At 35.4% G+C, this 24,189-nt stretch carries 24 protein-coding genes and 1 pseudogene; 10 read left to right on the plus strand and 15 right to left on the minus strand.

The genetic code is table 11. The features are described 5' to 3' along the window. Positions 1 to 137: 137 nt before the first annotated feature. Together MJG50_RS02775 and cax are read right to left on the minus strand one after the other, a co-directional pair. Positions 138 to 824 carry a YczE/YyaS/YitT family protein gene (locus tag MJG50_RS02775; RefSeq protein WP_345893190.1) on the minus strand — a complete coding sequence of 229 codons (687 nt, stop codon included), beginning with the start codon at positions 822 to 824 and terminating at the stop codon, positions 138 to 140. A 256-nt stretch (positions 825 to 1,080) separates the two neighbouring features. Further along, positions 1,081 to 2,136, minus strand: coding sequence for a calcium/proton exchanger (gene cax, locus MJG50_RS02780; protein ID WP_240252488.1), 1,056 nt, complete (start codon positions 2,134 to 2,136; stop codon positions 1,081 to 1,083). A 198-nt stretch (positions 2,137 to 2,334) separates the two neighbouring features. On the opposite strand from cax, the gene MJG50_RS02785 reads away from it, so the two are divergent. The 3 genes from MJG50_RS02785 to MJG50_RS02795 all read left to right on the plus strand — a co-directional run bounded on the left by MJG50_RS02785 (position 2,335) and on the right by MJG50_RS02795 (position 6,027). Further along, the gene (locus tag MJG50_RS02785) at positions 2,335 to 3,501 is read left to right on the plus strand and encodes an MFS transporter (protein ID WP_240252489.1); all 1,167 of its coding nucleotides are present in this window, start codon (positions 2,335 to 2,337) and stop codon (positions 3,499 to 3,501) included. A 160-nt stretch (positions 3,502 to 3,661) separates the two neighbouring features. Beyond that, positions 3,662 to 3,808, plus strand: a complete 147-nt coding sequence (locus MJG50_RS02790) for a BH0509 family protein (protein WP_240252490.1) — start codon at positions 3,662 to 3,664, stop codon at positions 3,806 to 3,808. Positions 3,809 to 4,092: 284 nt separating this feature from the next. Next, the gene (locus MJG50_RS02795; protein WP_240252491.1) at positions 4,093 to 6,027 is read left to right on the plus strand and encodes a heavy metal translocating P-type ATPase; all 1,935 of its coding nucleotides are present in this window, start codon (positions 4,093 to 4,095) and stop codon (positions 6,025 to 6,027) included. Between the two features lie 330 nt (positions 6,028 to 6,357). Here the strand turns inward: MJG50_RS02795 and MJG50_RS02800 are convergent, their stop codons facing one another. The 3 genes from MJG50_RS02800 to MJG50_RS02810 are packed head-to-tail and all read right to left on the minus strand — an operon-like array spanning position 6,358 to position 8,053. Beyond that, the gene (locus MJG50_RS02800) at positions 6,358 to 7,185 is read right to left on the minus strand and encodes a YihY/virulence factor BrkB family protein (protein ID WP_431307254.1); all 828 of its coding nucleotides are present in this window, start codon (positions 7,183 to 7,185) and stop codon (positions 6,358 to 6,360) included. A 16-nt stretch (positions 7,186 to 7,201) separates the two neighbouring features. Then, positions 7,202 to 7,555, minus strand: a complete 354-nt coding sequence (locus MJG50_RS02805) for a YtxH domain-containing protein (protein WP_240252493.1) — start codon at positions 7,553 to 7,555, stop codon at positions 7,202 to 7,204. 27 nt (positions 7,556 to 7,582) lie between these two features. Next, positions 7,583 to 8,053, minus strand: a complete 471-nt coding sequence (locus MJG50_RS02810; RefSeq protein ID WP_240252494.1) for a low molecular weight protein-tyrosine-phosphatase — start codon at positions 8,051 to 8,053, stop codon at positions 7,583 to 7,585. 128 nt (positions 8,054 to 8,181) lie between these two features. On the opposite strand from MJG50_RS02810, the gene MJG50_RS02815 reads away from it, so the two are divergent. From MJG50_RS02815 to MJG50_RS02825, 3 genes are all read left to right on the plus strand, one after another. Next, a complete protein-coding gene (locus tag MJG50_RS02815) occupies positions 8,182 to 8,406 on the plus strand; it encodes a DUF1128 domain-containing protein (protein WP_240252495.1) in 225 nt (74 codons plus the stop codon). A gap of 148 nt (positions 8,407 to 8,554) precedes the next feature. Continuing rightward, positions 8,555 to 8,695, plus strand: coding sequence for a hypothetical protein (locus MJG50_RS02820; protein WP_240252496.1), 141 nt, complete (start codon positions 8,555 to 8,557; stop codon positions 8,693 to 8,695). Between the two features lie 273 nt (positions 8,696 to 8,968). Continuing rightward, entirely contained in the window at positions 8,969 to 9,124 is a 156-nt protein-coding gene (locus MJG50_RS02825) for a hypothetical protein (protein WP_240252497.1), read from the plus strand. A gap of 110 nt (positions 9,125 to 9,234) precedes the next feature. On the opposite strand, the gene MJG50_RS02830 is transcribed toward MJG50_RS02825, so the two are convergent. Next, a complete protein-coding gene (locus MJG50_RS02830; protein ID WP_240252498.1) occupies positions 9,235 to 9,624 on the minus strand; it encodes a DUF488 domain-containing protein in 390 nt (129 codons plus the stop codon). An 82-nt stretch (positions 9,625 to 9,706) separates the two neighbouring features. Beyond that, positions 9,707 to 10,077: pseudogene (locus MJG50_RS02835) on the minus strand (DnaJ family domain-containing protein). Between the two features lie 188 nt (positions 10,078 to 10,265). On the opposite strand from MJG50_RS02835, the gene mreBH reads away from it, so the two are divergent. Further along, entirely contained in the window at positions 10,266 to 11,273 is a 1,008-nt protein-coding gene (mreBH, locus tag MJG50_RS02840; protein ID WP_240252499.1) for a rod-share determining protein MreBH, read from the plus strand. A 631-nt stretch (positions 11,274 to 11,904) separates the two neighbouring features. Here mreBH and MJG50_RS02845 read toward each other — a convergent pair. Further along, the gene (locus tag MJG50_RS02845) at positions 11,905 to 12,618 is read right to left on the minus strand and encodes a TerC family protein (RefSeq protein WP_240252500.1); all 714 of its coding nucleotides are present in this window, start codon (positions 12,616 to 12,618) and stop codon (positions 11,905 to 11,907) included. A gap of 249 nt (positions 12,619 to 12,867) precedes the next feature. Between MJG50_RS02845 and MJG50_RS02850 the strand changes: the two genes are divergently transcribed. Together MJG50_RS02850 and MJG50_RS02855 are read left to right on the plus strand one after the other, a co-directional pair. Continuing rightward, positions 12,868 to 13,284, plus strand: coding sequence for an SRPBCC family protein (locus tag MJG50_RS02850; protein ID WP_240252501.1), 417 nt, complete (start codon positions 12,868 to 12,870; stop codon positions 13,282 to 13,284). Then, positions 13,284 to 13,655 carry an ArsR/SmtB family transcription factor gene (locus MJG50_RS02855; RefSeq protein ID WP_240252502.1) on the plus strand — a complete coding sequence of 124 codons (372 nt, stop codon included), beginning with the start codon at positions 13,284 to 13,286 and terminating at the stop codon, positions 13,653 to 13,655. Before MJG50_RS02850 ends, MJG50_RS02855 begins: the two co-directional genes overlap by 1 nt. A gap of 71 nt (positions 13,656 to 13,726) precedes the next feature. Here the strand turns inward: MJG50_RS02855 and MJG50_RS02860 are convergent, their stop codons facing one another. The 4 genes from MJG50_RS02860 to MJG50_RS02875 form a co-directional block, all read right to left on the minus strand. Then, a complete protein-coding gene (locus MJG50_RS02860; RefSeq protein WP_240252503.1) occupies positions 13,727 to 14,917 on the minus strand; it encodes an ATP-binding protein in 1,191 nt (396 codons plus the stop codon). Between the two features lie 157 nt (positions 14,918 to 15,074). Next, positions 15,075 to 15,758, minus strand: a complete 684-nt coding sequence (locus MJG50_RS02865; RefSeq protein ID WP_240252504.1) for a Na-translocating system protein MpsC family protein — start codon at positions 15,756 to 15,758, stop codon at positions 15,075 to 15,077. 134 nt (positions 15,759 to 15,892) lie between these two features. Continuing rightward, positions 15,893 to 16,588 carry a Na-translocating system protein MpsC family protein gene (locus MJG50_RS02870; RefSeq protein ID WP_240252505.1) on the minus strand — a complete coding sequence of 232 codons (696 nt, stop codon included), beginning with the start codon at positions 16,586 to 16,588 and terminating at the stop codon, positions 15,893 to 15,895. A gap of 290 nt (positions 16,589 to 16,878) precedes the next feature. After that, entirely contained in the window at positions 16,879 to 18,207 is a 1,329-nt protein-coding gene (locus MJG50_RS02875) for a polysaccharide biosynthesis protein (RefSeq protein WP_240252506.1), read from the minus strand. A 180-nt stretch (positions 18,208 to 18,387) separates the two neighbouring features. Here MJG50_RS02875 and MJG50_RS02880 point away from each other — a divergent pair, with 180 nt between their 5' ends. Continuing rightward, a complete protein-coding gene (locus MJG50_RS02880; protein ID WP_240252508.1) occupies positions 18,388 to 19,944 on the plus strand; it encodes an ABC-F family ATP-binding cassette domain-containing protein in 1,557 nt (518 codons plus the stop codon). An 18-nt stretch (positions 19,945 to 19,962) separates the two neighbouring features. On the opposite strand, the gene helD is transcribed toward MJG50_RS02880, so the two are convergent. The 3 genes from helD to MJG50_RS02895 all read right to left on the minus strand — a co-directional run bounded on the left by helD (position 19,963) and on the right by MJG50_RS02895 (position 24,117). Then, positions 19,963 to 22,269 (minus strand): RNA polymerase recycling motor HelD, encoded by a 2,307-nt coding sequence (gene helD / locus MJG50_RS02885; RefSeq protein ID WP_240252509.1) that lies wholly within the window; start codon positions 22,267 to 22,269, stop codon positions 19,963 to 19,965. Positions 22,270 to 22,502: 233 nt separating this feature from the next. Then, the gene (locus MJG50_RS02890) at positions 22,503 to 23,549 is read right to left on the minus strand and encodes a DUF4030 domain-containing protein (RefSeq protein ID WP_240252511.1); all 1,047 of its coding nucleotides are present in this window, start codon (positions 23,547 to 23,549) and stop codon (positions 22,503 to 22,505) included. Between the two features lies 1 nt (position 23,550). Then, positions 23,551 to 24,117: a sigma-70 family RNA polymerase sigma factor gene (locus tag MJG50_RS02895; RefSeq protein WP_240252512.1), complete on the minus strand. Its 567-nt coding sequence runs from the start codon at positions 24,115 to 24,117 to the stop codon at positions 23,551 to 23,553. Positions 24,118 to 24,189: the final 72 nt, after the last annotated feature.

A 24,189-nucleotide genomic window follows, 5' to 3' on the forward strand; every position in this document is an offset into this window, starting at 1 on the left:
CGAAAGTTTTTACTTTCTTGTCCGTTAACATGAATTTTTCCTTTCATAGACGGTACTCCCTTCATATGCTTTGAGAATAGTTTTTTCGAACAATCCATTTCTTATCCATATTCATAAAAAAAAGCTAGCAAGGAGCATTATTCCCTACTAGCTGCTTTTTCATTTTTCATAAGACGTTCAAAAATTGGAAAGAAGAATTGAATGAAGGGTCCGATTAATACAGTTACAAGGATCGTACCAATTCCAATAGGTCCACTAAATAAAAATGCCATCATTAATCCAGTTAACTCGCCAATTGTTTTGGCAATCCCAACACGAACATTAAATCTCGTACTTATGGCGATCATCAAATGGTCTAATGGAGATAAAGGGAACTCGGCTTGAAGATAGATTGCTATTCCAACGCTAGCTATAAATAAGCCCACGATAAGGACAGCAAACTTCAACACATACCCCTCCGGATCCCAGTGCCCTAAAGCAATAATTAACCAAAAGTCAATAAAAATCCCGATTATAAAAATAGTAATCAATGATAAAAAATTTGGCATCCGTTTTAATAAAATTGCATTCACAAATAACACAATGAAGCCAACAATAAATACCCAAACCCCAACCGTCAAACCGATCGTCTTCGAAAGACCAACATTGAGAGCATCCCAAGCCCCTGCTCCGATATCAGCTTTAATAGTAAGGCTAATCCCAAATGCCAAAATAAGCAGTCCAGTTACATAAAATAACATTCTTTTTTTTATCATAAATCGAATTAGCTCCTTCTTAATATAGCACCATTCATTATACAAGAGAGTGTAGAATAATTCGATCAAATTTTTTCGATTAAAATTGAATATTTACAATGTTCCATTAATAATATGTAATATACCTTTGAAAACAAAGGAGGGATTAACGCTTCATACCTTTTATGTAGATTGGGGGTATGCTATCGATTTGCAGACTACGGAAACACCATCAATGATAATGATCCCAAATGTGGAAACTGATACTTAGTTGTAAGAAATTTTTATATAATATTAACGACTCTGTGTGAATTTTGGTACACAGAGTCGTTTTTTTAGTTTGAAATTATAAGAGGTAAAATCCAATCCCCATTATAATGTAAGCAGCCAGCAAAGTCCCACCTTCAAACCAGTTAGTTTCACCATCATTCGTAATTGCAATTGTAAGGAAAACAGCGGTTATCATGGAAATAAGCTCTGGCATTGTGAAGACCAATGACATTCTTGTGTCAAAAAAAAGTGACGCTATAACAAGGATCGGTGCAACAAACATCGCTACTTGCAAAGTTGAGCCGACTGCAATTTCTACTGCAATATTCATTTTATTTTTATATGCCATCAAAATTGCAGATGCATGTTCTGCGGCATTCCCAACAATGGCTACGATAATAATTCCGATGAAGATTTCACTCCATCCGAATTTCTCAGCAACAATATCGAATGTATGAACAAGGTTTTCTGAAACATATCCAACTGCAACGGTAGCAGCCAACAGGACGATAAGTGCTCTCCATTTTCCCCATTCCGGTTCCTCGTGTTCCTCAACTTTATCTGCTTCATGCTGATATATACCACGATGTGAAACAAGCTTGAAGAAAAGAGCTGCCAAATATAGCAAAATCAAGATAACCGAAATTCCAATACTTAATGTGAAAGTATCGGCATCATTCATTTCCATTGAAAATACCTCTGGAATGACAAATGCAAGAATGACTGAAAATATGAGCAAGCCTGAATTATGTCTTGCATCAAATACATTGAATATTTGACGTTTGTATTTTAAACCACCTATAAAAAAAGAAAGTCCTGCCACTAGTAATAAATTTCCTAATACTGAACCAGTTAGAGATGCTAATACAACTGTAACAAGACCTTCTTTGAGGGCAAATATAGAAATAATAAGTTCAACAGCATTCCCGAAGGTCGCATTCAGAAGTCCACCTACTCTTGGTCCTGCAACAATTGCAAGAGATTCAGTCGCTCTCCCCATATATCCCGCTAATGCAACAATCGTTAAACAATACACAATAAACATAATGACAGGTGACCAATGCATCAAGCTACCAATCACTGATAACGGTAAACCAATTAAGATCATTATAAAAAAAATTCGATTAACCATAATACACAACCTTTCATAAAGAATCATGAATCAAAAACTACTTTTTTAGTTTCTCCCTTAACTATTCCTTCATACGTTTTATTCAAATTTCGCTACTCATATTATGGAAAAAATAAAGAATTGCTTTTATATTTCAAAAACCGAGGAAATTTTGTATGATAATAGGATGACAGCTTAGGAAATAGAGGGTAAAAATATATGAAAATACGATTTTGGATTTTAGTAAGTATCGTTGCAATCTCAGGATTCAGTCAAGGCATGTTATTGCCATTAATTGCGGTAATCTTTGAAAATAGCGGACTATCCTCATCATTAAATGGATTAAATGCAACTGGTTTATACATTGGGATTCTCCTTGCTTCTCCATTCATGGAACACCCCCTTCGTAAATATGGCTATAAACCCGTCATAATAATTGGTGGATTGTTAGTAATACTAGCACTTGGATTATTTCCAATTTGGAAATCCTTTTGGTTCTGGTTCATTCTCAGACTTCTTATTGGGATTGGTGACCATGCCTTGCATTTTGGAACACAAACATGGATTACTTCTTTTTCACCTGAAAATAAAAGAGGAAGAAATATCTCATTATATGGATTATTTTTCGGAGTTGGTTTTGCGGTTGGTCCATTGATGACCCCTCTCGTACATATCAACGAGTCATTACCATTTATACTCTCATCAATCTTATGTTTAATAGGATGGTCGTTCTTGTTTCTACTTAAAAATGAATTACCAGAACATGAACAAGAGGTTGGGGTTAATTCTTTTCTTGAGACCCTTAAACGTTTTTCAAAAGCATGGAAATATGGTTGGGTAGCATTTTTACCTCCACTTGCTTATGGGTTTTTAGAATCATCTCTTAATGGAAGCTTTCCGGTATATGGATTACGGATAGGAATTAGTGTTCCAAACGTCTCAATTTTGTTAACATCCTTTGCAATCGGTGGAATTATCACACAGCTTCCATTGGGAATACTGAGTGATCGATTTGGGCGGCGAAATATCATGCTGATTGTATTATTCCTAGGATTTTTAAGCTTTACGACAGCAAGCTTTGTTGAACATTCCTTCATTGGACTTGCATTAAGTTTCTTCGTTTCAGGGATGGTTGTTGGATCAACATTTTCACTTGGAATTTCGTACATGGCCGATTTAATGCCAAAAAGCTTACTACCAACAGGAAATTTATTATGTGGAATCTTCTTTAGCCTTGGAAGCTTAGGTGGTCCATTTATTGGTGGGCTTTTCATTCAATACTTCAAACATATAAGTTTCTTTACCATTATAAGTACATTGCTATTGATCATTTTCATCGTTCTTTTTGTTTTTGGAAAACGAACATTAGTTGCTGTTAGACAATAATTGCCTTGGTTTCCCTCTTTTTTTAGGGAAGCCATTATTTTTGCCTTTTTTATAAAATTCATTGACCTTTTCGAGATAACTGTTATATAATAGATTAAAACATAATAAACTGTATCAATACAGTTATTTAGAGCGAAAATTTAAAAAGGAGAGGAAAATAATGTGTAGAAAAGAACGAAAGAATATGGTTGAGTTTATTGAGAAGGTTAAGGAAATTGATAAAGAAACACTCATGTATATGACCGACGCGGATATCGAGCATATTTATAATACAACCTATTTTCACCTAGAGGAAATTGCAGAATAAAGTTTTAACACCGCCAAGCTAACGGGGCGGTGTTTTTCTTTTTTATAATGATTATAAAAATAAATAACTTTACACTCAATATCGATATGTTATAATTATAATTATTATAAAGAAGAAATTAATAAAATTAGCTCCGACATCTTTAAACGACGGAATTTAATCACTTAATCTGCTTATTGATTGTGATTACCTTTCTCAATTAAGTTAAATAATTATGATTTTTATTCTCAATTATACAGTAAATAATGAGTATTATTCTCAATTAGAAAATGGAGGGCGAGAAAATGAATACAGAAATTAAGTCTGTAACAGGACCACATCATATTTATAAAAGTGAAAAGAAATCCTCACCAATTCTAGAAAAATTAAAAATCCATGGTGAGTTAATTGCAGCGATCGCAAGTGGTGTATTAATTGCAATTGGATGGATGCTAGAGCATTTTTCATTTGAAATTACCTCAGTTATTTCATTTATTCTTGCATTCCTTATTGGTGGATATGCCAAAGCCAAGGAAGGTATTGAAGAAACAATCGCAAATCGCGAGCTTAATGTTGAAATGCTAATGATTTTTGCAGCAATCGGTTCTGCGATTATCGGTTATTGGACAGAGGGCGCTATTTTAATCTTTATTTTTGCATTAAGTGGAGCATTAGAGACGTATACAATGAACAAAAGCCAGAAAGAAATTTCATCTTTAATGGATTTACAACCTGAAGAAGCCACTCTTATCTTTAATGGAGTTGAACAAGTGGTACATGTTTCAGCACTTAAGGTGGGAGATTCTATCTTAGTTAAGCCAGGGGAAAGAATACCTGCTGACGGTAAAGTACTAAAAGGTGAAACGACTGTTGACCAAGCAGCGATTACAGGAGAATCCCTTCCTGTACGTAAAAGAATTGGGGAAGAGGTCTTCGCAGGAACAGTAAACTTACGTGGATCAGTTACAATTGAAGTAACAAAAGCAAGTGAAGATACACTTTTTCAAAAAATCATTAAACTTGTTCAATCTGCTCAAAGTGAAAAATCCCCTTCACAACTTTTTATTGAGAAATTTGAAGGTAAATATGTAAAGATCGTGCTAGTCGCTGTTGGCTTAATGATGTTCCTCCCCCACTATCTTTTAGATTGGACTTGGGCTGAATCATTCTATCGCGCGATGATTTTACTAGTTGTTGCTTCACCTTGTGCGCTCGTAGCCGCAATTATGCCCGCTTCATTATCGGCAATTTCAAACGGGGCAAAACACGGAATTTTATTTAAAGGTGGCGTTCACTTAGAACGTCTGGGGAATCTACAAGCAATCGCTTTTGATAAGACTGGGACTTTGACAAAAGGAAAGCCTGAGGTTACAAATATAATTGTTCAGGATACTATTGATAAAATTGATTTTTTACGAACTGTTGCAACCATAGAGAACCACTCAAACCATCCGCTAGCTCAATCAATTGTTGCATATGTGAAAGAAGAGTTAAATGAAGATCTATTGCAATCTGATGGAATTGAGGATATACCTGGATTTGGTGTGAAAGCAACGATTAATGATCATACATGGAGTATCGGAAATGCAGAACTTGTTGGGAAACCTGAAGCAGTTTCTTTTAAAAATGGAATTACGAAGCAATTAGCATCCGAAGGTAAAACAATCGTATATGTAAAATGTAATGATCAACTTGCAGGAATTTTAGCACTTAAGGATACAGTGAGAGAAGAAACTCAAGCGGCAATTTCAGAATTAAAAGAAATGGGAATTTATACTGTCATGTTAACAGGTGATGGTGAAAAAACAGCAGAAGCAATTGCAGCAGAAAGTAAAATAGATATGCATATTGCAGAGTGTCTACCAGAAACAAAGGTACATCACATCAAGGAACTACGAGCAAAATTTGGTACTGTTGGTATGGTCGGAGACGGAATTAATGATGCGCCAGCACTCGCAACAGCAAGCGTTGGAATTGCAATGGGTGAAGGCACAGACGTAGCACTCGAAACTGCTGACATTGTTCTAATGAAGAATGATCTGCCAAGAATTGCAGAAGCAGTGCGATTGTCAAAACGTATGAACCGAATCATCAAACAAAATATAGTCTTTTCCATTAGTGTCATCATGCTCTTAATTTGTTCAAATTTCCTTCAATTCATCGACCTCCCATTCGGAGTCATCGGCCACGAAGGAAGCACCATCCTCGTCATCCTAAACGGACTACGACTACTGAAATAACTTTAACCTCAAAAAGGACTTGGCCATATGTACAATGTACAAGACCAAGTCCTTTTTTATTTAGTGATAACCGTTGCTTCCATTTGCTGAACTACTTGTTTTTTGCTTTGGACTATTTTTCTTACCCTTTTGTTTTGTGCCACCGTCTTTTTTAGTATGCTTCGTCATAGATAAGTCTCCTCCTACAAAATGGTCATAGTGGGTACATACCCCCACGACATATTAGTTAAGACAATGTCTTACAAGCCATAGTATGTCACAGAAGTCCACGAATAAATAAGGTAACTTACGGAAAATCAAATACACTTTGGCGTATTTGTGTCAGATTTTTTAGCAGTCTTTGCGGATTCGGTGACAATTAATGATTGCGTTAATCTCCCCACCTAAAATAATGATCATTCCAGATAGGTAAAACCAAATCATCAAGACAATAATCCCACCAAGGCTACCATATGTAGTTGTATAATGAGCAAAGCTATTAACATAGTATGAAAAAGCCAATGAAACAAACATCCAGCCAAAAGTAGCAAAGAATGCACCAGAGACAACTTCCTTCGCCTTCAGACGTCTATTTGGTGCAACAAAATATAGAAAAGTAAACACTAAAAATAAGATTACTGCACTTACAATCCAACGAATCGCATTCCAAATATCTAAAAATTCATCTGACAACCCCATAAAAGAAAAGATAAAAACACCTAAATGTTCCCCGAAAACTGGAAGTAACAAAGCAACAATTATGACAAATATCATCGCAAATGTTAATAAAATTGATATTCCCCGGGCAACGAAAAAGTTTCGACTCTCTGTTACATCATATGCACGATTAAAAGCACGCACTATAGAGTTAATCCCATTTGATGCGGACCAAATCGTACCGATGATCCCTATTGATAGTAATCCACCATTTTGCGACCCGACAATGACCTTCAAATTACTCTCAATCATATCAATCGTACCTATAGGTGCATACTCATCCAAAAAATTTAAAACATCAATTTCAGTAATCGGAATATATCCTATAAGTGTTACTAAAAAGAGTAAAAATGGAAATAACGAAAGTAGGAAGAAATAAGCAAGCTCTGCAGCTAATCCCCCAACCTCGTCCTCATGATAGCGTAAATACAACTCCTTTAAAAAATGAAAGTCAAATTTTATTTCACGAGCCATTACTTCACCTCTCTATATTATCTTCCCTCCCCACTTCAGATTTATGAGAAAGTGCATCTTTTGTATCTTTTAATATATCGATTATTTGTGGTGTTGTTTCAGTTAATTCATTCACTTTACCTGTGACAAAGCGAACATCCTCGGTCACCTGTTCAACAGTTGTTCGAATCGTATTGAACTGTTCCTTTAGACGATTTGTATAAACACCAGGATGCTTCAAAACATCTACTGTTTTTTGACCTACCCGTTTACTATTATGTACAAATGTTTCTCTCGTTTCTTTATCAAAAAGGGAAACCGCTGCACCTATTACAGCACCAATTAACATACTTTCAACCATCTTATTTCGATTAGACATGCCTACACCTCATTTTACTTTTAATATCTATAGATTATGTTCACTTTTTATGGTTTCCAAGAGACCTTTACAACCATTCGACACTAGTTCATATGTTTCATCAAAATTACCAGTATAATATGGATCTGGTACATCTGCTATTTTGTTATCATTTACAAAATCAAGCAGTCTCCCGATAAATCCTGTTTTTTCATAACCTGCTAATCGTCTTAGATTTCCTAAATTCTCAGCATCCATAGCAATTACGTATTCAAAATTTGTTAAATCTTCTTTTACTACTTGTCTTGCTTTGAGACCTTCAAACCCGATTGAATATTTTTCAAGAATTGATTGTGTGCCCTCATGAGGTGGCCTACCAACATGCCAGTCACCAGTTCCAGCAGAATCAATTTTAATTTTCGTTTCTAGCCCCTCTTTTTTTACCATATCCCGAAAAATAGCCTCTGCCATTGGTGAACGGCAAATATTACCTAAACAAACGAATAACACATTTACCACGTTGAGTACCTCCTTAAAAATAAGATCTATACTTATTAATACCATCATATCAGAATTTGTGACAAACCGTTTTTTCCTCGAAAAACATGTTACAATAAGAATACACTGAATGATGAGGGGATGAGAACATGGATCTCACACAAAAGTCTATTGAAAATGTTGAAGTTATGATAGAAGGTATTAAAGAGAAACTCAAGGTTTTAAATCTTGGAGCGATTAAACCTTCACATTTCGATGAAGAAATGTACGAAGAGCTAAAGGATATTTATGATTTAGTTATGAAGAAAAACTCCTTCAGTCCAAATGAAATGCAAGCACTCGTAGAAGAATTAGGAAATTTACGAAAAAAATAACGATGATACATATTAATTAGCGGCCAATCTCGACCGCTTTTTTATTTTTGTTTTTTTCTTGGCAAGAACAGCTTTACCAAGCATATATGTATAGAGAGAATCCTCTATCATGAAATGTTCATTCGTAAAATCTAAGGAGGGCTGCATAATGGTAGGAATGTGGTTAACTGTAATAGTGATGTTCATTTTTTTAATGCTTGGCGCTTATTTCTTCTTATTCGCTTTAACTACCGCGCTTAAGTCAGAAGACTCGACAAAGGTAGACCCAATCCCTAAAAACAAACATTAAAATAATGACTCTTCAATTAAGAGCACAGCACGAATACCCACTACCCACATTTTCCGCATTTAAGTCTGTCCTTCGACGCAATTTTGGTGATCATTACTTCATCAATTTTGAAAAATCGTAGGACTATCTTAATAAAATAGCCATTTCATTTCCTTGTATTTCCCACCAGTTAAACTAATTAATCACTACTACCAAGAGAAGCATAAGTATGGAGAATATTTTCGTAATTGGTTATAATGTGGTTTAAATGTAAATATAAAGGAGGAATAACAGATGTTAGGAATGTGGCTAACAGTGGGTATTATGTTTGTATTTTTAATGATTGGAGCGTATTTCTTCATAGGAGCAATTACTCCAGCACTAAAATCGCAGGATGCTTCAACAGTCGACCCAATTCCAAAGGAAAATAATAAGTACACTTCAATATAGTGAAACTTCAGTAGAATTTGGACTAGCCGTTAATAAGACTTGAACACGCAAGTTGACGAGCGCTATAAGTTTGGTCGGCCGTGCTAAACTGGCACGGCTTTTTGTTTTAATTACATGTAGTCTTTTTTGCACCGGGTGCTCTCGTTTAAAATAAACTCCTTCAAAATAACAGCTTGATTATACTTATTATCTTTCGCACCATACAGGAATGTAACTTTCCCTTTGCGTAAAATTTGCACTAGTTCTTTAACTCTCTCTTTTTTGTCCTCATCTGTAGTCAATTCCTCTAAATACTTTTCTTTAAATTCTTCATATTTTCCGACTTCATGATGAAACCATTTACGCAATTCATTGCTAGGAGCAATTTCTTTTAACCAATAGTCAATTTGTGCCGCTTCCTTTGATATTCCTCGCGGCCACAGTCGGTCAACCAATATTCGAATACCATCTGTATCATCAACCAGATCATATATGCGTTTAAGTTCAATCTCACCTTCCATTTTTAAGCCTCCTATTTGAGATATCCGCAAGCGCTTGACAATCTATAAAAAAGCCAGGAATCTTTTATCCCTGACTTCAAACTTATTTAAATTTATTATACATTTGAGTCTGATAGTCTTTAAAAACGGCTGAATGAGATGTTTTCCTACTTTTTAAAATCTGATTTAATCGTAGCTGCCTTTCATTTAATTTCTTGTACAGAATGGCTTTTTGTTCCTCATCTTCACAATTATCAAGTAAATTTTCAATCGTAAGTAGTTCTTTCTAAATTCTGTCTCCTCATTAATAATACCAGCATTCTTCATCACACGATAAGCCATTCTTAAATCTTCTGGAATCGCTGATAAGTCGTCTAATTTTAATGGCTTCCCATAGCCAGGCAAATTATCGAATTCACCATCCTTATAAGCACGGCGAATTTTATCCTCTGAAACAATATGCGAAAAGTCCATTTTATAACCTCCTATATTAAGTAAGGCTTACACTAGATATCTATACTTATATTGTAAGCATTTGGAGAATCTAATTCCACAAAAGAATAACGAACTGACGATTTGCAATTCGTCACCTACCCCCAGAAATCGACAATTTCAGATGAATGATATAACGACTCAAACTCTTTATAAGGGCGGGAAAAATGATGTTATCTAACTTGGAAATCGGAATTGATTTAGGAACTGCGAATATTTTAGTTTACAGTAAAAATAAAGGAATTATTATAAATGAACCTTCAGTTGTTGCAATCGATACTGTTACAAATCAAGTACTTGCAGTTGGAACAGAAGCGAAAAGAATGATCGGAAAAACTCCTGGTAAAATCGTTGTGATTCGTCCACTAAAAAAGGGTGTAATTGCTGATTTTAACGTAACAAGTGATATGCTCCGTCATATTATGAAAAAGGCTGGACAAAAACTCGGCTTTTCAATGAGGAAACCAAATGTAGTTGTTTGTGCTCCCTCTGGGGCTACATCTGTTGAACGTCGGGCCATTCAGGATGCAGTAAGAAATTGCGGTGCAAAACAAGTGCATATAATTGAAGAACCAGTTGCCGCTGCTATTGGTGCAGATCTACCTGTAGATGAACCTGTTGCCAACGTAATCGTTGATATCGGTGGTGGAAATACAGAGGTTGCGATTATTTCATTTGGTGGAGTTGTCACATGTAATACAGTTCGAATTGGGGGAGACCAATTTGACGAAGATATCATTCAGTATGTTCGTAAAAAATACAATGTACTGATCGGCGAACATACCGCTGAGCAGATTAAAACGGAAATTGGCTACTGCCTAATTGACCATGAACAGCAAAAGATGAACGTACGTGGACGCGATTTAGTAACCGGTCTACCAAAGACTATTATGTTAGCCTCAACTGAAATCCAAGAAACTTTAAAAGAGTCTTTATTACGTATTCTTGATGCGATTCGGGCAACATTAGAAGATTGCCCACCAGAATTAAGCGGTGATATTGTTGATCGCGGTATTATTTTAACAGGAGGCGGAGCGCTATTAAAGGGAATGGAGGATTGGTTGAGCAAGGAAATTTTTGTCCCAGTTCATCTTGCTTCAAATCCATTGGAATCAGTTGCAATAGGCACCGGCCGCTCCCTGAGTATGATACAAAAGCTTCAAAAAATCGCAAAATAAACGAAACACCACCCGACCTTGGTGGTGTTTTTTGATTTATATAAGTTTTAACTAATGTTGAGACGAGGATTTGCGCGTTCGACATGTTTTATGCGCGGTAAACCAAGGATTTGCTCGCTCACCATGTTTTATGCACGTTAAACCATGGATTTGCTCGCTCAACATGTTTTATGCGCGGTAACCCAAGGATTTGCTCGCTCAACACGTTTTATGCACGTTAGAACAGGGATTTGCTCGCTCAACATGTTTTATGCGCGGTAACCCAAGGATTTGCGCGTTCGACACGGTTTATGCGCGTTAAACCAGGGATTTGCTCGCTCAACACGTTTTATGCACGTTAGACCAGGGATTTGCTCGCTCACCACGTTTTATGCACGTTAGACCAGGGATTTGCTCGCTCAACACGTTTTATGCACGTTAGACCAGGGATTTGCGCGCTCCCCTGAATTTATGCTCGTTAGCTTAATACTAACTCCAAATATAGATGAACAAGTGCCACCCATTAGAAAACTTGGCATTCGCCAAGCCTTTGGGCGAATTGTCTTGGTTACACTTATGCAGTAAGAAAGTATTTATACGTTCTTAACTGCAAAAAAAGGACAGACCTTCAAAATGAGGTCCGTCCTTGATTTTAAGCTGATTGATCTAATTTTCGTTCTGCACCTTTTTTATTCTTCACATAACCAATACCTAAAATAGCAACAGTTATAAGGGCAACAATTGCATAGGAAAGTGGGCCATGTTCTAGATGAACAAAATCAGTAAACTTTTTATCCTTCATGATCATTTCGCCCGCTGTCCACGCAAGAATTCCAGCCCCAATATAGGCAATCCATGCGTAACGATTCATTGCTTTCACAATAAATTTAGATCCAAAAATCATAATTGGAATACTAATTGCAACACCAAGTGCGATCATACCAACATGTCCATCTGCAGCACCTGCAACAGCAACAACATTGTCCAAACTCATGACAGCATCAGCCATAATAATTGTACCAATCGCTTGCATGATACCATTCGATGATTTTACATGTGCTTCACCTTCATCTTCAACCAAAACCTTATAGGCGATAAAAAGAAGTAATAGACCACCAATTAAATTAACAAACGGAATTTTCAACAAATACACAATCAGAACTGCAAATAAAACTCGTAAAATAACAGCTCCACCTGTACCCCACATAATCGCTTTATTTTGCTGTTCTTTTGGTAGATTTCTAGTAGCCATCGCTATTACAACAGCATTATCTCCAGAAAGAATTATATCAATGGCAACAATTTTCAATAAAGCTATCAAAGCACCTGAACTAATGGCGAATCCTAGTATGTTCATAACATCCATTGGATTTCCTCCTCAAATTATCAATCTAATATATTAACATAATGAATAACATAAAATAGCTTACTCCTTTTTTACTAGAATCGCAACAATTTAACGAATCATTTTGCTTACAAAATGGCCAAATATAACCATATTAGTTCAATAAAAAAATGGAAATACTATTAGAAATATTGACATGAAACCAAATGGTTTTATATAATACAATATGAAACCATTTGGTTTTACATATAGAGCAAAAGGAGAATTTATATGACAACAGTACCAGATATTAAACAAACCGTTATCTTTGATGCACCTATACAAAAAGTATGGAATATAGTATCCACTTCTGAGGGTATTGCCTCCTGGTTTATGCAAAATGACTTTGTTCCGAAGGTAGGTCATGAATTTCATTTACAATCACCTTTCGGACCATCACCATGTAAAGTATTGGAAATAGATGAGCCGAATCGAATTTCTTTTTCATGGGATGTCGAAGGTTGGTTCGTTGATTTTATTTTAAAAGATTTAGGTGATAAGACAGAGTTCACTCTCATTCATGGAGGTTGGAAGGATTCTGAGGAAATCATTAATAAAGCAGGTCAAACAGCTTCAACAATTCGTGAAAATATGAACGGTGGTTGGACAGGCATTCTAGAAAAGCTTCGGACGATCGTTGCAAACTAATGGCTGAAGCAGCACAAAAGTACGATGTATTCCAAGCAATCGCTGATCCAACCCGTCGCGAAGTGTTACGACTACTTTCAAAAAAAGAATTACCCATTTCTGAAATCACTAGTCATTTTCCTATGAGTCGTACTGCCATAGCAAAACACCTTCATATTCTTTCTGAAGCGAAATTAGTGAGCGGACAAAAAGTCGGTAGAGAAAAGCGTTATCGCCTTCTTCCAGAGCCTTTGTCTGAACTGCATCAATGGCTTTCATATTACGAGCAATTTTGGAATAATAAGCTTTCAATTCTTAAACATATTGTAGAAAACACCCCTGATAATGGGCTAAAAATTATCAAACCTGAAACAGATTCTATATCTGAATAAACATTTGCTTATCAGACCCGACTAGCAAATGTTCTGAAGCAAAAAAAATAGACCGACTTCCAAATGTCGGTCTATTGATAGATAGGTAGTACAACTTCTGCAACTGTACCTTGTCCCTCCCTACTTTCAAACTTTAATTTCCCTCCATGATCCTGGATAATACTGTGACAGACCATTAATCCTAAACCGGTACCCTTTTCCTTAGTTGTATAAAATGCGTTTCCAATCTTCATCAGTACATCCTCTGGAATACCGCAGCCTTCATCTGCAAATCGTAGAATGACATTTTTTCCCCTTGACTGGATTGTAATATGAATAACTCCCCCACCATCCATCGCTTCAATACTATTTTTTATCAGGTTTATAAATACTTGTTTAATTTTACTTTCTTCACAGCTAATAGGTATGTTCTTCATTTCCCCCAAATAATCTACTTTAATTTGGATATTATGCAAAATCGCTTCAGTATTTAATAGGAAGACAACCTCCTGAATTAATGTACTAATCTTAAATTCTTTTAAATGACGCTTCTTCGGTTTTGCAAGAAACAATAGTTCCCCGACAATACCGTTAATTCGATCTATCTCGGATTTCATAATTTCCGAATAGCTATTAAGCTCTTCTTTTGTACCACCATGTTGAACAAGTTGTGCAAATCCTTTTACACTGGTTAATGGATTTCGAATTTCATGTGCGATCCCTGCAGCTAGTTCTCCTACCATTGAAAGCTTATCAGATTGCTGGATGAGTTCCTGACTTTTTTTTACTTCTGTAATATCTCTTATAACAACATACTCGCAATTTTCCCGTTGAAAAACAATTGGCATCGATTTCTGCTCAACATGAACCTCTTTGAGGATTGGATGATTGATCCTACCTTCAATAATTCTCTTAAACTTATGACCTCTTTCTACTTTTCTTGTAGGATTATAGGAATCATGATGAATAAAGTCATCAATTGATTTCCCCTTATACGTTTCCATCTTATCCGCACCTAAAAGAAACTTTCCAGTGCTATTAATGTAAACGATCTGTTTATCCTTAGTAATGGCGATTGCGTATGGTGCATCCTCTACTAAACTACGAAAAGCAAGGTTCTTTCTTGATTCCCAGATCGCAAAAATAAGAAGAATAGCTGAAATAAAAAGGATAACTAACTCTAGTTCATACTCGAAAAAAAATAATTGCGCTCCAATAAGAAGAAGACAACTGCATAACAGAAACATTGAAAAATATAAAGACTTCCACTTAATTCTTTCCACTATCATCTCTCCTATATGAAAAATTCAGTCAATTATAACTAAAAAAATTTATTTTCAAGACATATATTTCCTATAAAAAACAGCCTAACCTCACATAGAAGCTAGGCCATGCCTAAGGCTTAACCCAGTACTGAGCAATCCTCGCATTTACCAATCATTATTTTAATATAAAACATATTAAGCTATAGTCTTCCTTCATATCCCAGTCAACAAAAATATCTTTAACCTGCTGTTTAAATATTTGATCAAATCTCCCATGCTTATGCAGAAAACCTTTTTCTAAAGAGTCCTTTGTAACATGCAGTTCCTGTCTAAAGCCCCGTTCAATCAATGCTTTCTCAATCGGCACTAAAATACCTACACGTTTTACGATAAAAATTTTCGGAGAAATTTGATACGAGTAGATTTCCTCTGGAGTCTTTTCAACCAAATAGCTGATTCTTGAAACCTCTGCTTCGAGAGATGAAAAATCAATATTTTGTTGATCCTTCTCCATTTCAATAAGACTGGATTCAAGAATAACGATGATTACCCCTGTGTTATTTGGAAAATTCCAGTCATGAAGAAAAGAAGCAACTTCAGTATCCAACGTTACCTGAATAACACCTCTTAATTCATCAAGAATACTATTTATGACAATATTCCGAGCATAATCTACTTGTATATCCTGTCTTTCCCGAAGAAGAACCTCTTCCATTGGAGAAATGAATCCACGGATATTTAAAACTAAAAAGTGATCAGCTGTTATAGCAAAGCAGGATTCTGGCCCTCGCCCAAACTTATTCCGTAAAAGCTTACTCGTATAACTGCTTATGTACTTAATCTTTTCTTGTAGATTCAAGTCATCCCACCTAAAGGGATCAGTCACAATAACTAATGACTTTAATTCATCAGCCTTACATATTGTAACATACTTCCCATTATTGTTAGTATTCCCATATGATAGGTAGTATGAACATTTGGGGCTAAGAATATTTATTTACCAGAAAATATCGTATAACTATTATTATTCTCGTAATCCCATATCAAATAAATATCCTCTAAATCCTTGGATAATATTCTCTCAAATCTACTTTTATTACTTCGAAACCTATTCCTAATTATTTGTTCTCTTTCCTGTAAAATGTGAACATATCCTTTGTCAATCATCATCTTTTCAATTGGCATTAATAAGTCAGAACATTTGATTACTACTGTATCTATATTAATTTTGTCAACACTTATATTCTCTGGACGAAATATAGAAGTTTCACTTTGTTTCATGAATTCATCCTTTAAAATCTGAAATTCTATATGATCCCCATCGTTTTTGAATTGTTGTTTTTCCTGAAATATCCCGATTAATATTCCGGTATTATTATGAAAGTTCCAATCTTGATAGATGGTTGCAATCAACTTCCCGAACATTTCCTGTAAAGTATCAATAAGGGGGGATAATAAGTCCTTCATTATGGTTGACCGTATGGTTTGAGCAATAAGATGTTCATCCTTTCTTATTAATTCTGACTCAATTTGCGTCATAAACTTTTTGATATTGATTACGACGTACTGATCGGAAATAGATGTATAACAAGCTTCTGGCCCTTTACCAAACTTCTTTTTAATCTGTTTACTTATATAACTACTTAAATATGTTAATTCCTCTTGCTTTGTAAAAACATCTCTTGACATTCGTACTACAAATCCCCCTACAAAACGCATATTTAAAAAGCTAGCAAATATTTGCTGCATTTAAAAATTGACTGTCTCTAAATTTTCATACGTTAATAGAAATAAAAAATGGCCTAACCTCTAAAATATAGAAGTTAGGCCATGGTTAGACATTTTATTATTCTACCATTTACCGTACTTTGTTTTTATAATTGAACTTTAAACTAGATAGCATATACATGTTGATGGATGACAGCTAGACATCTACCAATGATATCATAACATTAATACGTTAATTGAACAAATGCTTTTTAAATAGAATGCTTCAATGGACCTGTTAAAAATACTGATATGCCAATTTTTTTGCAAATCGTTAAATAATGCATCAACGTTAATAAAACAGCACCCATGTTCATCCCAATAATGATTCCCTCCATTTGTAGTGAATGAATGGATCCAAGAACAAACATGATTGAAAATGAGATAACCGTTGACCAAACATTATGAATGAATGCATCCTTCACAAGTCCAAGTCCAATAAGATAGGCTTGCATTGGTATTAAAAAGAAGTGAAACAAAAAGTACGGCCAGAGCATTTGTAGATAAGTTGTTGCAGCTGACGATTCAAAGAATATATGAGTTAAAGGCTCAGCGAAATAGTAAAAAATGACCACAGCAGGTACCCCGTATAAGAAAGTCAACTTCATTACCTGCTGTAATAGATTATGAAGGAGTCCAACATCTTTTTTCGCATATGCTTCTGATACAGTTGGAATAAGTACAATGAGAAATGAATGAGCAATGAATGCTGGGAAAAAACCGATTGTTAACGCAACACCTGTCATCAGACCAAAATGTTCGGTAGCAACAGTCGTGGTTAGCCCTGCCCTCATCAGTGCCGCTTTAATTAAAAATGGTTGAATAGCGTGAGAGATTGCATGAAATATCCGCATCGCTGTCGTTGGTAATGAGACTGCTAATAGGTTTTTCCGTACCATTTTACCGCCTAAAAATGCGGTTGGCTTGCGTTTTAATAGTCTTAATTGATTTATATATTCATAGCCTAAATAACCTAAGACGACGATATCACTGACTACCAATGCACATAAAGCAATAAGGATTGATGTTTGCAGCTTGAACTCCAATAATTGAAACACAAAGACTAAGACTAGTAATTGAATCGCTTTCCGCAAAAAGTTACTAATAGCAATTTTCCCCATAGATTGGACTCCCATAAAATAGCCTCTTGCAATGGAGGTATACGAAACAATGGGAATCAGGATTATGACAACCCATCTTACCAATGGATGATATTCATCAAACACTGGTATAAATGGTAAAATCACAAATGATAATGAAATAATAATTGCTGCAAATACAGTTGCGAATATAGTTGCATGCTTCAGCATGCTATGGTGGTATTTCGACTCCTTTTCAGCAATAAATTTTGATATTGAGACTGGAAGCTCCAAGCTTGCTAAAATAACAACAAGGAAGATTGACGGCAAAATGGTCATGTATAGCCCCATCCCATGTCCCCCAAGTTCCCTGGCAAGTACGAGATTTACTAAGAATTCAACACATTCACCAACAAATGCTGCAATCACTAATAATAGTGCTCCTTTAAAAAAAGTCTTCATCTTGTAGCCCCTTATCTATTTTTTCGATACTCTATACATATGAGACAAGTCATCAGATTATTTGGGACAAATGAATTTTTTTACAATGTTAACAGCATTGTTCTCTTTCCAACCGCTTATTCTCTCGTTTATAATCAAATTATGTGTTTTTTTAACTTTGATGAAAATAGGTGTATATAGATGAGTATTTTAACAGTCAAAAATGTAAGTCATGGATTTGGTGACCGAGCGATTTTTAATGATGTATCATTCCGTCTATTGAAGGGTGAACATATTGGCTTAATCGGTGCGAATGGTGAAGGAAAATCAACATTCATGAATATAATTACTGGAAAATTAGAGCCTGATGAAGGAAAAATTGAGTGGTCTAAAAATGTTCGTGTAGGTTATCTTGATCAGCATACCGTTCTTGAGAAGGGGTTAACGATTCGCGACATTCTAAATAGTGCATTCAAATATCTCTTTGATATGGAAGCAGAAATGAATGAAATTTACAACAAAATGGGAGAAGCATCCCCTGAAGAATTAGAGCAACTTCTTGAAGATGTGGGTACAATTCAGGATGTGCTAACAAATAATGATTTTTACGTGATTGATGCAAAGGTTGAGGAAATCGCTCGTGGACTTGGTTTGGAGGATATCGGTTTAGAACGTGATGTCCAAGATTTAAGTGGTGGGCAGCGTACAAAGGTACTGCTTGCAAAGCTTCTATTGGAAAAACCAGATATTTTATTACTTGATGAGCCGACGAACTATTTAGATGAGCAGCATATCGTATGGCTCAAGCGTTATCTGCAAGAATATGAAAATGCATTTGTTTTAATTTCACATGATATTCCATTTTTAAATAGCGTAATTAATCTTATCTATCATATGGAGAATCAAGAATTGAACCGATATGTTGGAGATTATGATAATTTCCAGGCGGTATATGAAGTGAAAAAGCAACAATTAGAATCTGCATATAAAAAACAACAGCAAGAAATTTCCGAGTTGAAAGATTTTGTTGCTCGTAATAAAGCACGTGTATCAACGCGAAATATGGCGATGTCACGTCAGAAAAAACTCGATAAAATGGACATCATCGAACTTGCAAAAGAAAAGCCGAAACCAGAATTTTATTTTAAAGGTAGTAGAGCCTCTACTAAGCTTGTTTTTGAGGCGAAGGATTTAGTAATCGGCTATGATGAACCACTTTCAAAGCCGCTAAATCTACGGATGGAAAGAGGACAAAAGATTGCCTTAGTTGGTGCGAATGGAATTGGAAAGACGACACTTTTAAGAAGTCTTCTCGGTTTGAATCGACCGATTTCAGGTGAAGTTGAACGTGGCGACAATCAAGATATTGGCTATTTCGAACAAGAAATTAAAAATGCAAACTATAATACTTGTATTGAAGAAATCTGGAATGAGTTTCCTTCCTTTAACCAGTATGAAGTGCGCGCGGCCTTAGCAAAATGTGGGCTGACAACGAAGCATATTGAAAGTAAGGTTGAGGTATTGAGTGGTGGGGAAAAAGCAAAGGTTCGCCTCTGTAAGCTCATCAACAGGGAAACAAATATTTTACTTCTAGACGAGCCGACAAACCATCTTGACGTAGACGCAAAAGATGAATTAAAACGTGCACTTAAAGAATATAAAGGCAGCATTTTGTTAATTTGCCATGAGCCAGAGTTTTACCAGGATGTTGTTACAGATGTATGGAATGTGGAAGACTGGACAACGAAGTTATTTTAATTCCAAACCCTCCGTTTTTTAATGCGGAGGGTTTTCTATATACAAATCTCGGTTTACTTTGTGCAATATAAAATTACTTAAATCGGTTCCAAAAAACAATAACCTGTGCAACGGCCTTGTCATTGACACGTACAATAACTTGATTTCAATTTCATTTTCCGTAAATTTTTCTTCATTTGAATAGATGATGACCGCATCAAATTCTAGACCCTTCGACAAGTGAGAGCTTACAATAACAACTTCTTCTTTGTTAATTTCTTCATTTTCCTTTAAAAGCTGAATCGGCAGTTCTGAATACTTTTTGAAAGCCTTTGCTAGCTTACTGCACTCTTTATTTGTTTTGCCAATTATTGCAATCGTTTTCATGCCATCAGCATACAAATCTTCAATCTCTTTTGTTAGATCAGTAATTGTGTTTTTCTCTGATCCATTGATTTTGTGGAATACAGGCTGTTCTCCATGTCTAACAACCGGTTCAACCAATGGCAGCTCCAATTGCAATAGCTTTAATAGCTCGTTTGCAGCATTCATAATTTCAATCGTCGTTCGGTAACTTTTCTGTAATGTTTTATAAGTAGCCCTAGGGAAAATTTCTTCTAGAACTGGTGTCCAATCATTGATCCCTCTATATGAGTGTATACCTTGGGCTAAATCTCCAACAATCGTGAACATATCAGTCTCAAGTGCACTTTTTAAGGCAATAAGCTGGAAATAACTATAATCCTGTGCTTCATCAATCACGACATTTCGAGCTTTTAACTCTTTTTTAATCCCAAATAGCTTGCTTTGTAAATAAAGGAGTGCCGCTAAGTCCTCTTGTTCATAGGATTTCTCGAGATGTAGTTTTGTCTCATAATGGCAAAAAAATTGAATTTGCTCCTCTGTTAATAGGTCTGAAGCATACATTGCGAATAATTCTTGGTCGGTAACGAGTTTTTTATAATAATAAAATAAATCGTGGTTAGGAAGCTTCTTAATGTAAGCATTAACTGCTGTTCGAGATTGCTTTGTTATCTCCTCAATTAATGCTTCCTTTTTATCCATTGCTTTTATGACGTAACTTCTTCGCTTTTCTGGGTCAATTTTTGTCTTGAACAATACCTTATCGAGCTTATCATCATAAAAACTAGTAACCTTATGAAGCATCTTTTTCTTTTCTAAACGAACTGTATTTTGCAGAATCTTTTTTACCTTTTCGATTCTTTTATAGTATGGGAGATATCGATATTCATGTGTTATTAAATGTCTCAAATCCCTCGCCTTGTACAACCGGAATTTTGATACGAAAAAATCATCCTCTGGTAGTAAGGTTTGTAAAATATCCTCTGAGTAATGGTCAAGTATATCTCGAAACTCGAATGAACCTTTAAATTTGGCAACCCATCTGACCATATCAGGGTCTTTAAAGTCTCCATTAATAAATCCAAGCAGCTTCATTTCAGGACTGAGTAGTTTAATTGGTTTACTAATGCATTTTTTCACAAAATCAACTAGCGTTGTCTGTAGAATGTTATCGACTCCAAGCTCTGGTAAAACCTCTGATATATAGTCGATGAACAGCCGATTTGGTGCAAGGATCATAAGCTGGTCGGGTGAAAAATACTCTGCGTATGTATAGATGAAATAGGAGATACGGTGTAGAGCTATTGTTGTCTTTCCACTCCCAGCAGCACCTTGAACGATAATTGGCTTATTTAAATCAGCTCGAATAATATTGTTTTGCTCCTCTTGAATGGTTGAAACAATATCAGTAAGTCGATTACTCGCACTTTCCGACAGAGATTTTTGCAAAAGTTCATCTGTCGTCGTTAAATCAACATCACGTATTTCCTCGAGTTCGCCATCATCAATGATATATTGCCGTTTTAGTGACAGATATCCTTCGTACTCTTCACCCTCAGCCTTATATGATACTTCGCCTAATCTACCATCATAATATAGATTTGCAATTTGAGAACGCCAATCTACTATAATGGGTTGCTGGGTTTCCTTATCGAAAAGCGACACTTTACCGAAATAGAGGATTTCTTCTAGACCTGTTTCATCTCGCTTAAAATTAATTCGGGCAAAATATGGCTTTTTCTCGTTTCGTTTCAGGTTTCGAACTTCTTCATTCGTTCTTCGTAGGAGATTTGAATTCGTTAGCATATTGATATAGTTAAAACTACTATCCTTAAAATCCACACCTTCTAGTGCTCCCTTCAGATTTTCACGAAAGTTCTCCTCGTTCGATTCAGAAGCCTTAATCACAATTTTCATATATTGCTTTGTAAAATCTAGCCACTCGATCTCCTTCTCATAATCCGGATGCTGTTCTACCCCCATCCATCAACCACCCCTTCACATTCAAATTCAAAAATAGACGCAAAAAACCATGAATTAACCTTGCTAATTCATGGCGTCATCATATACAAACGTTTTCAAAGGAACGAATATCTAATTATTATGTAATTTTCAAAATGGCGTATTGTTGATTATATTGTATAAATATTCTTTTTGCAAATTTTTTTCCTGTCACTTAAATAGAAGACCGCCCAAAATTACGGTCTCCAGTCCTATTAGTTTATTTTCCTGTTATCCTTATCATACATTTCAATCATATATGGTTCATCTTTTATTATTGCTTTTATATCCTCAGATTCTAGAAAACTTTTTACCATACTCTCGATTTCCTTTAACTGTTCTTTTGCATTCTTATCCGTGGAATCGATAGAAGTATGTATTGAAAGAGGGAGTGGCGATATGTCAAATGAATAACCTATTTGTTCAATTCTGTATCCCTTCATTCCACTTAATATTGTATCAAGAACTGGTTCCCATTTTTGTTTACGCTCTGCTTTTTCAGGATCAATTCGATTAACTTCTATTTCAAAAGTACCTTTCTCATATTCCAGAACCACACTCTGAACAACTTGTTTTATTTCATCCACTCTTCTCTCTGTTTCGGGGATTTCTAGTAGAATACCTCTTTCATTATCATCAATTCCGACAATTGCAGATATAAATTCATATCCCCCGGCTTTTAATGCCATTTCAATATTCTCCCGCAATCTCCATGTTCTTTCTTGATACTTATATGGGCTTTTCCCTTCATTAAGATTAGTTACTATAACCGTATAAGCACCATGGTTCTCCGAATATAATCTATCTATTATTATTTTCGACACGTCTTCTTTTATAGTTTCGTAATATTCTTTTGTACCTTCTACAAATACTTCAATCTTTTTTTCATGGGGATAATGGCTAATCCCGAAGTTATAATTTCTCGAACTTAATTCTTCTCGTATGATAGCAGTAATCGATTCCGTTTGTTTTTGTTTAGACTCGTAAATCGAGTTCAAGTATGGAATCTTTTGAAGAACCTCAGCCATCGCCTGCGATACAAAACCAGAACCTATAACTAAACCAAGAGCTATTATTGCAGCTCCAGACGAATAAAAGATTTTTTTCCACAGGCTCCACTTATTCTTAATATGTCTAGGTTCATTCACAGACTCTATATCTCTGAGACTTGCATGAACACGATTTTTTATTCGATTAGCAATTTCGTCATTAAAATAATGTTCACCATAATGTTCCTTTACCTGTTCTAGATCTTTATCCATTTTAAGTATCTCCTTTCATCGTAGTAATTGTTTCCTTTAATTTACTTCGGCCTCTTGCAAGCCTTGTTTTTACTGTATTTGCATTGACTTCTAACATTTCACTTATTTCTTCTATTTTAAGTTCGTTGAAGTAGTGTAGAACAATCACTTCACGATATTTGATTGGGAGTGATAAAACATTTTGTAAAAGCTGTTCATTCTGAATCATTTTTAAAAACGCTTCCTCTGTACTCTCACTTTTCTTAATACCATCAAAAAATTCAATCGGAAACTTTAGTATCTGAAAACCTTTTTTTCTAATAAAATCCTTCGAGAGATTAACAGTTATGCGGTATAACCAAGATTTGATTGAGGCTTCTCCTCGAAAATTTTTGAGATACTGATAACATCTTAAAAATACTTCTTGAGAAATATCCTCCGCCAAACCTTGATCTTTTACGAATGAATATGCCAGTAAATAGACCTTCTTAGAATATAAGGTCATCATTTCATCTATCACTTTTGACTTATCATCTATAGTAAAATCCATTTCATTTTCCAAATTCAAATGGATGTGGTCACTTTCCATAATTGATCCTCCTTTCCGCGGGCACTCTTAAGACTTATCATACTTGAAAATGGTTTCATTTTTATCGAAAAT

This window comes from Fredinandcohnia quinoae (assembly GCF_022427965.1).
In the GTDB taxonomy this organism is placed as follows: Bacteria; Bacillota; Bacilli; order Bacillales; family Bacillaceae_L; genus Ferdinandcohnia; species Ferdinandcohnia quinoae.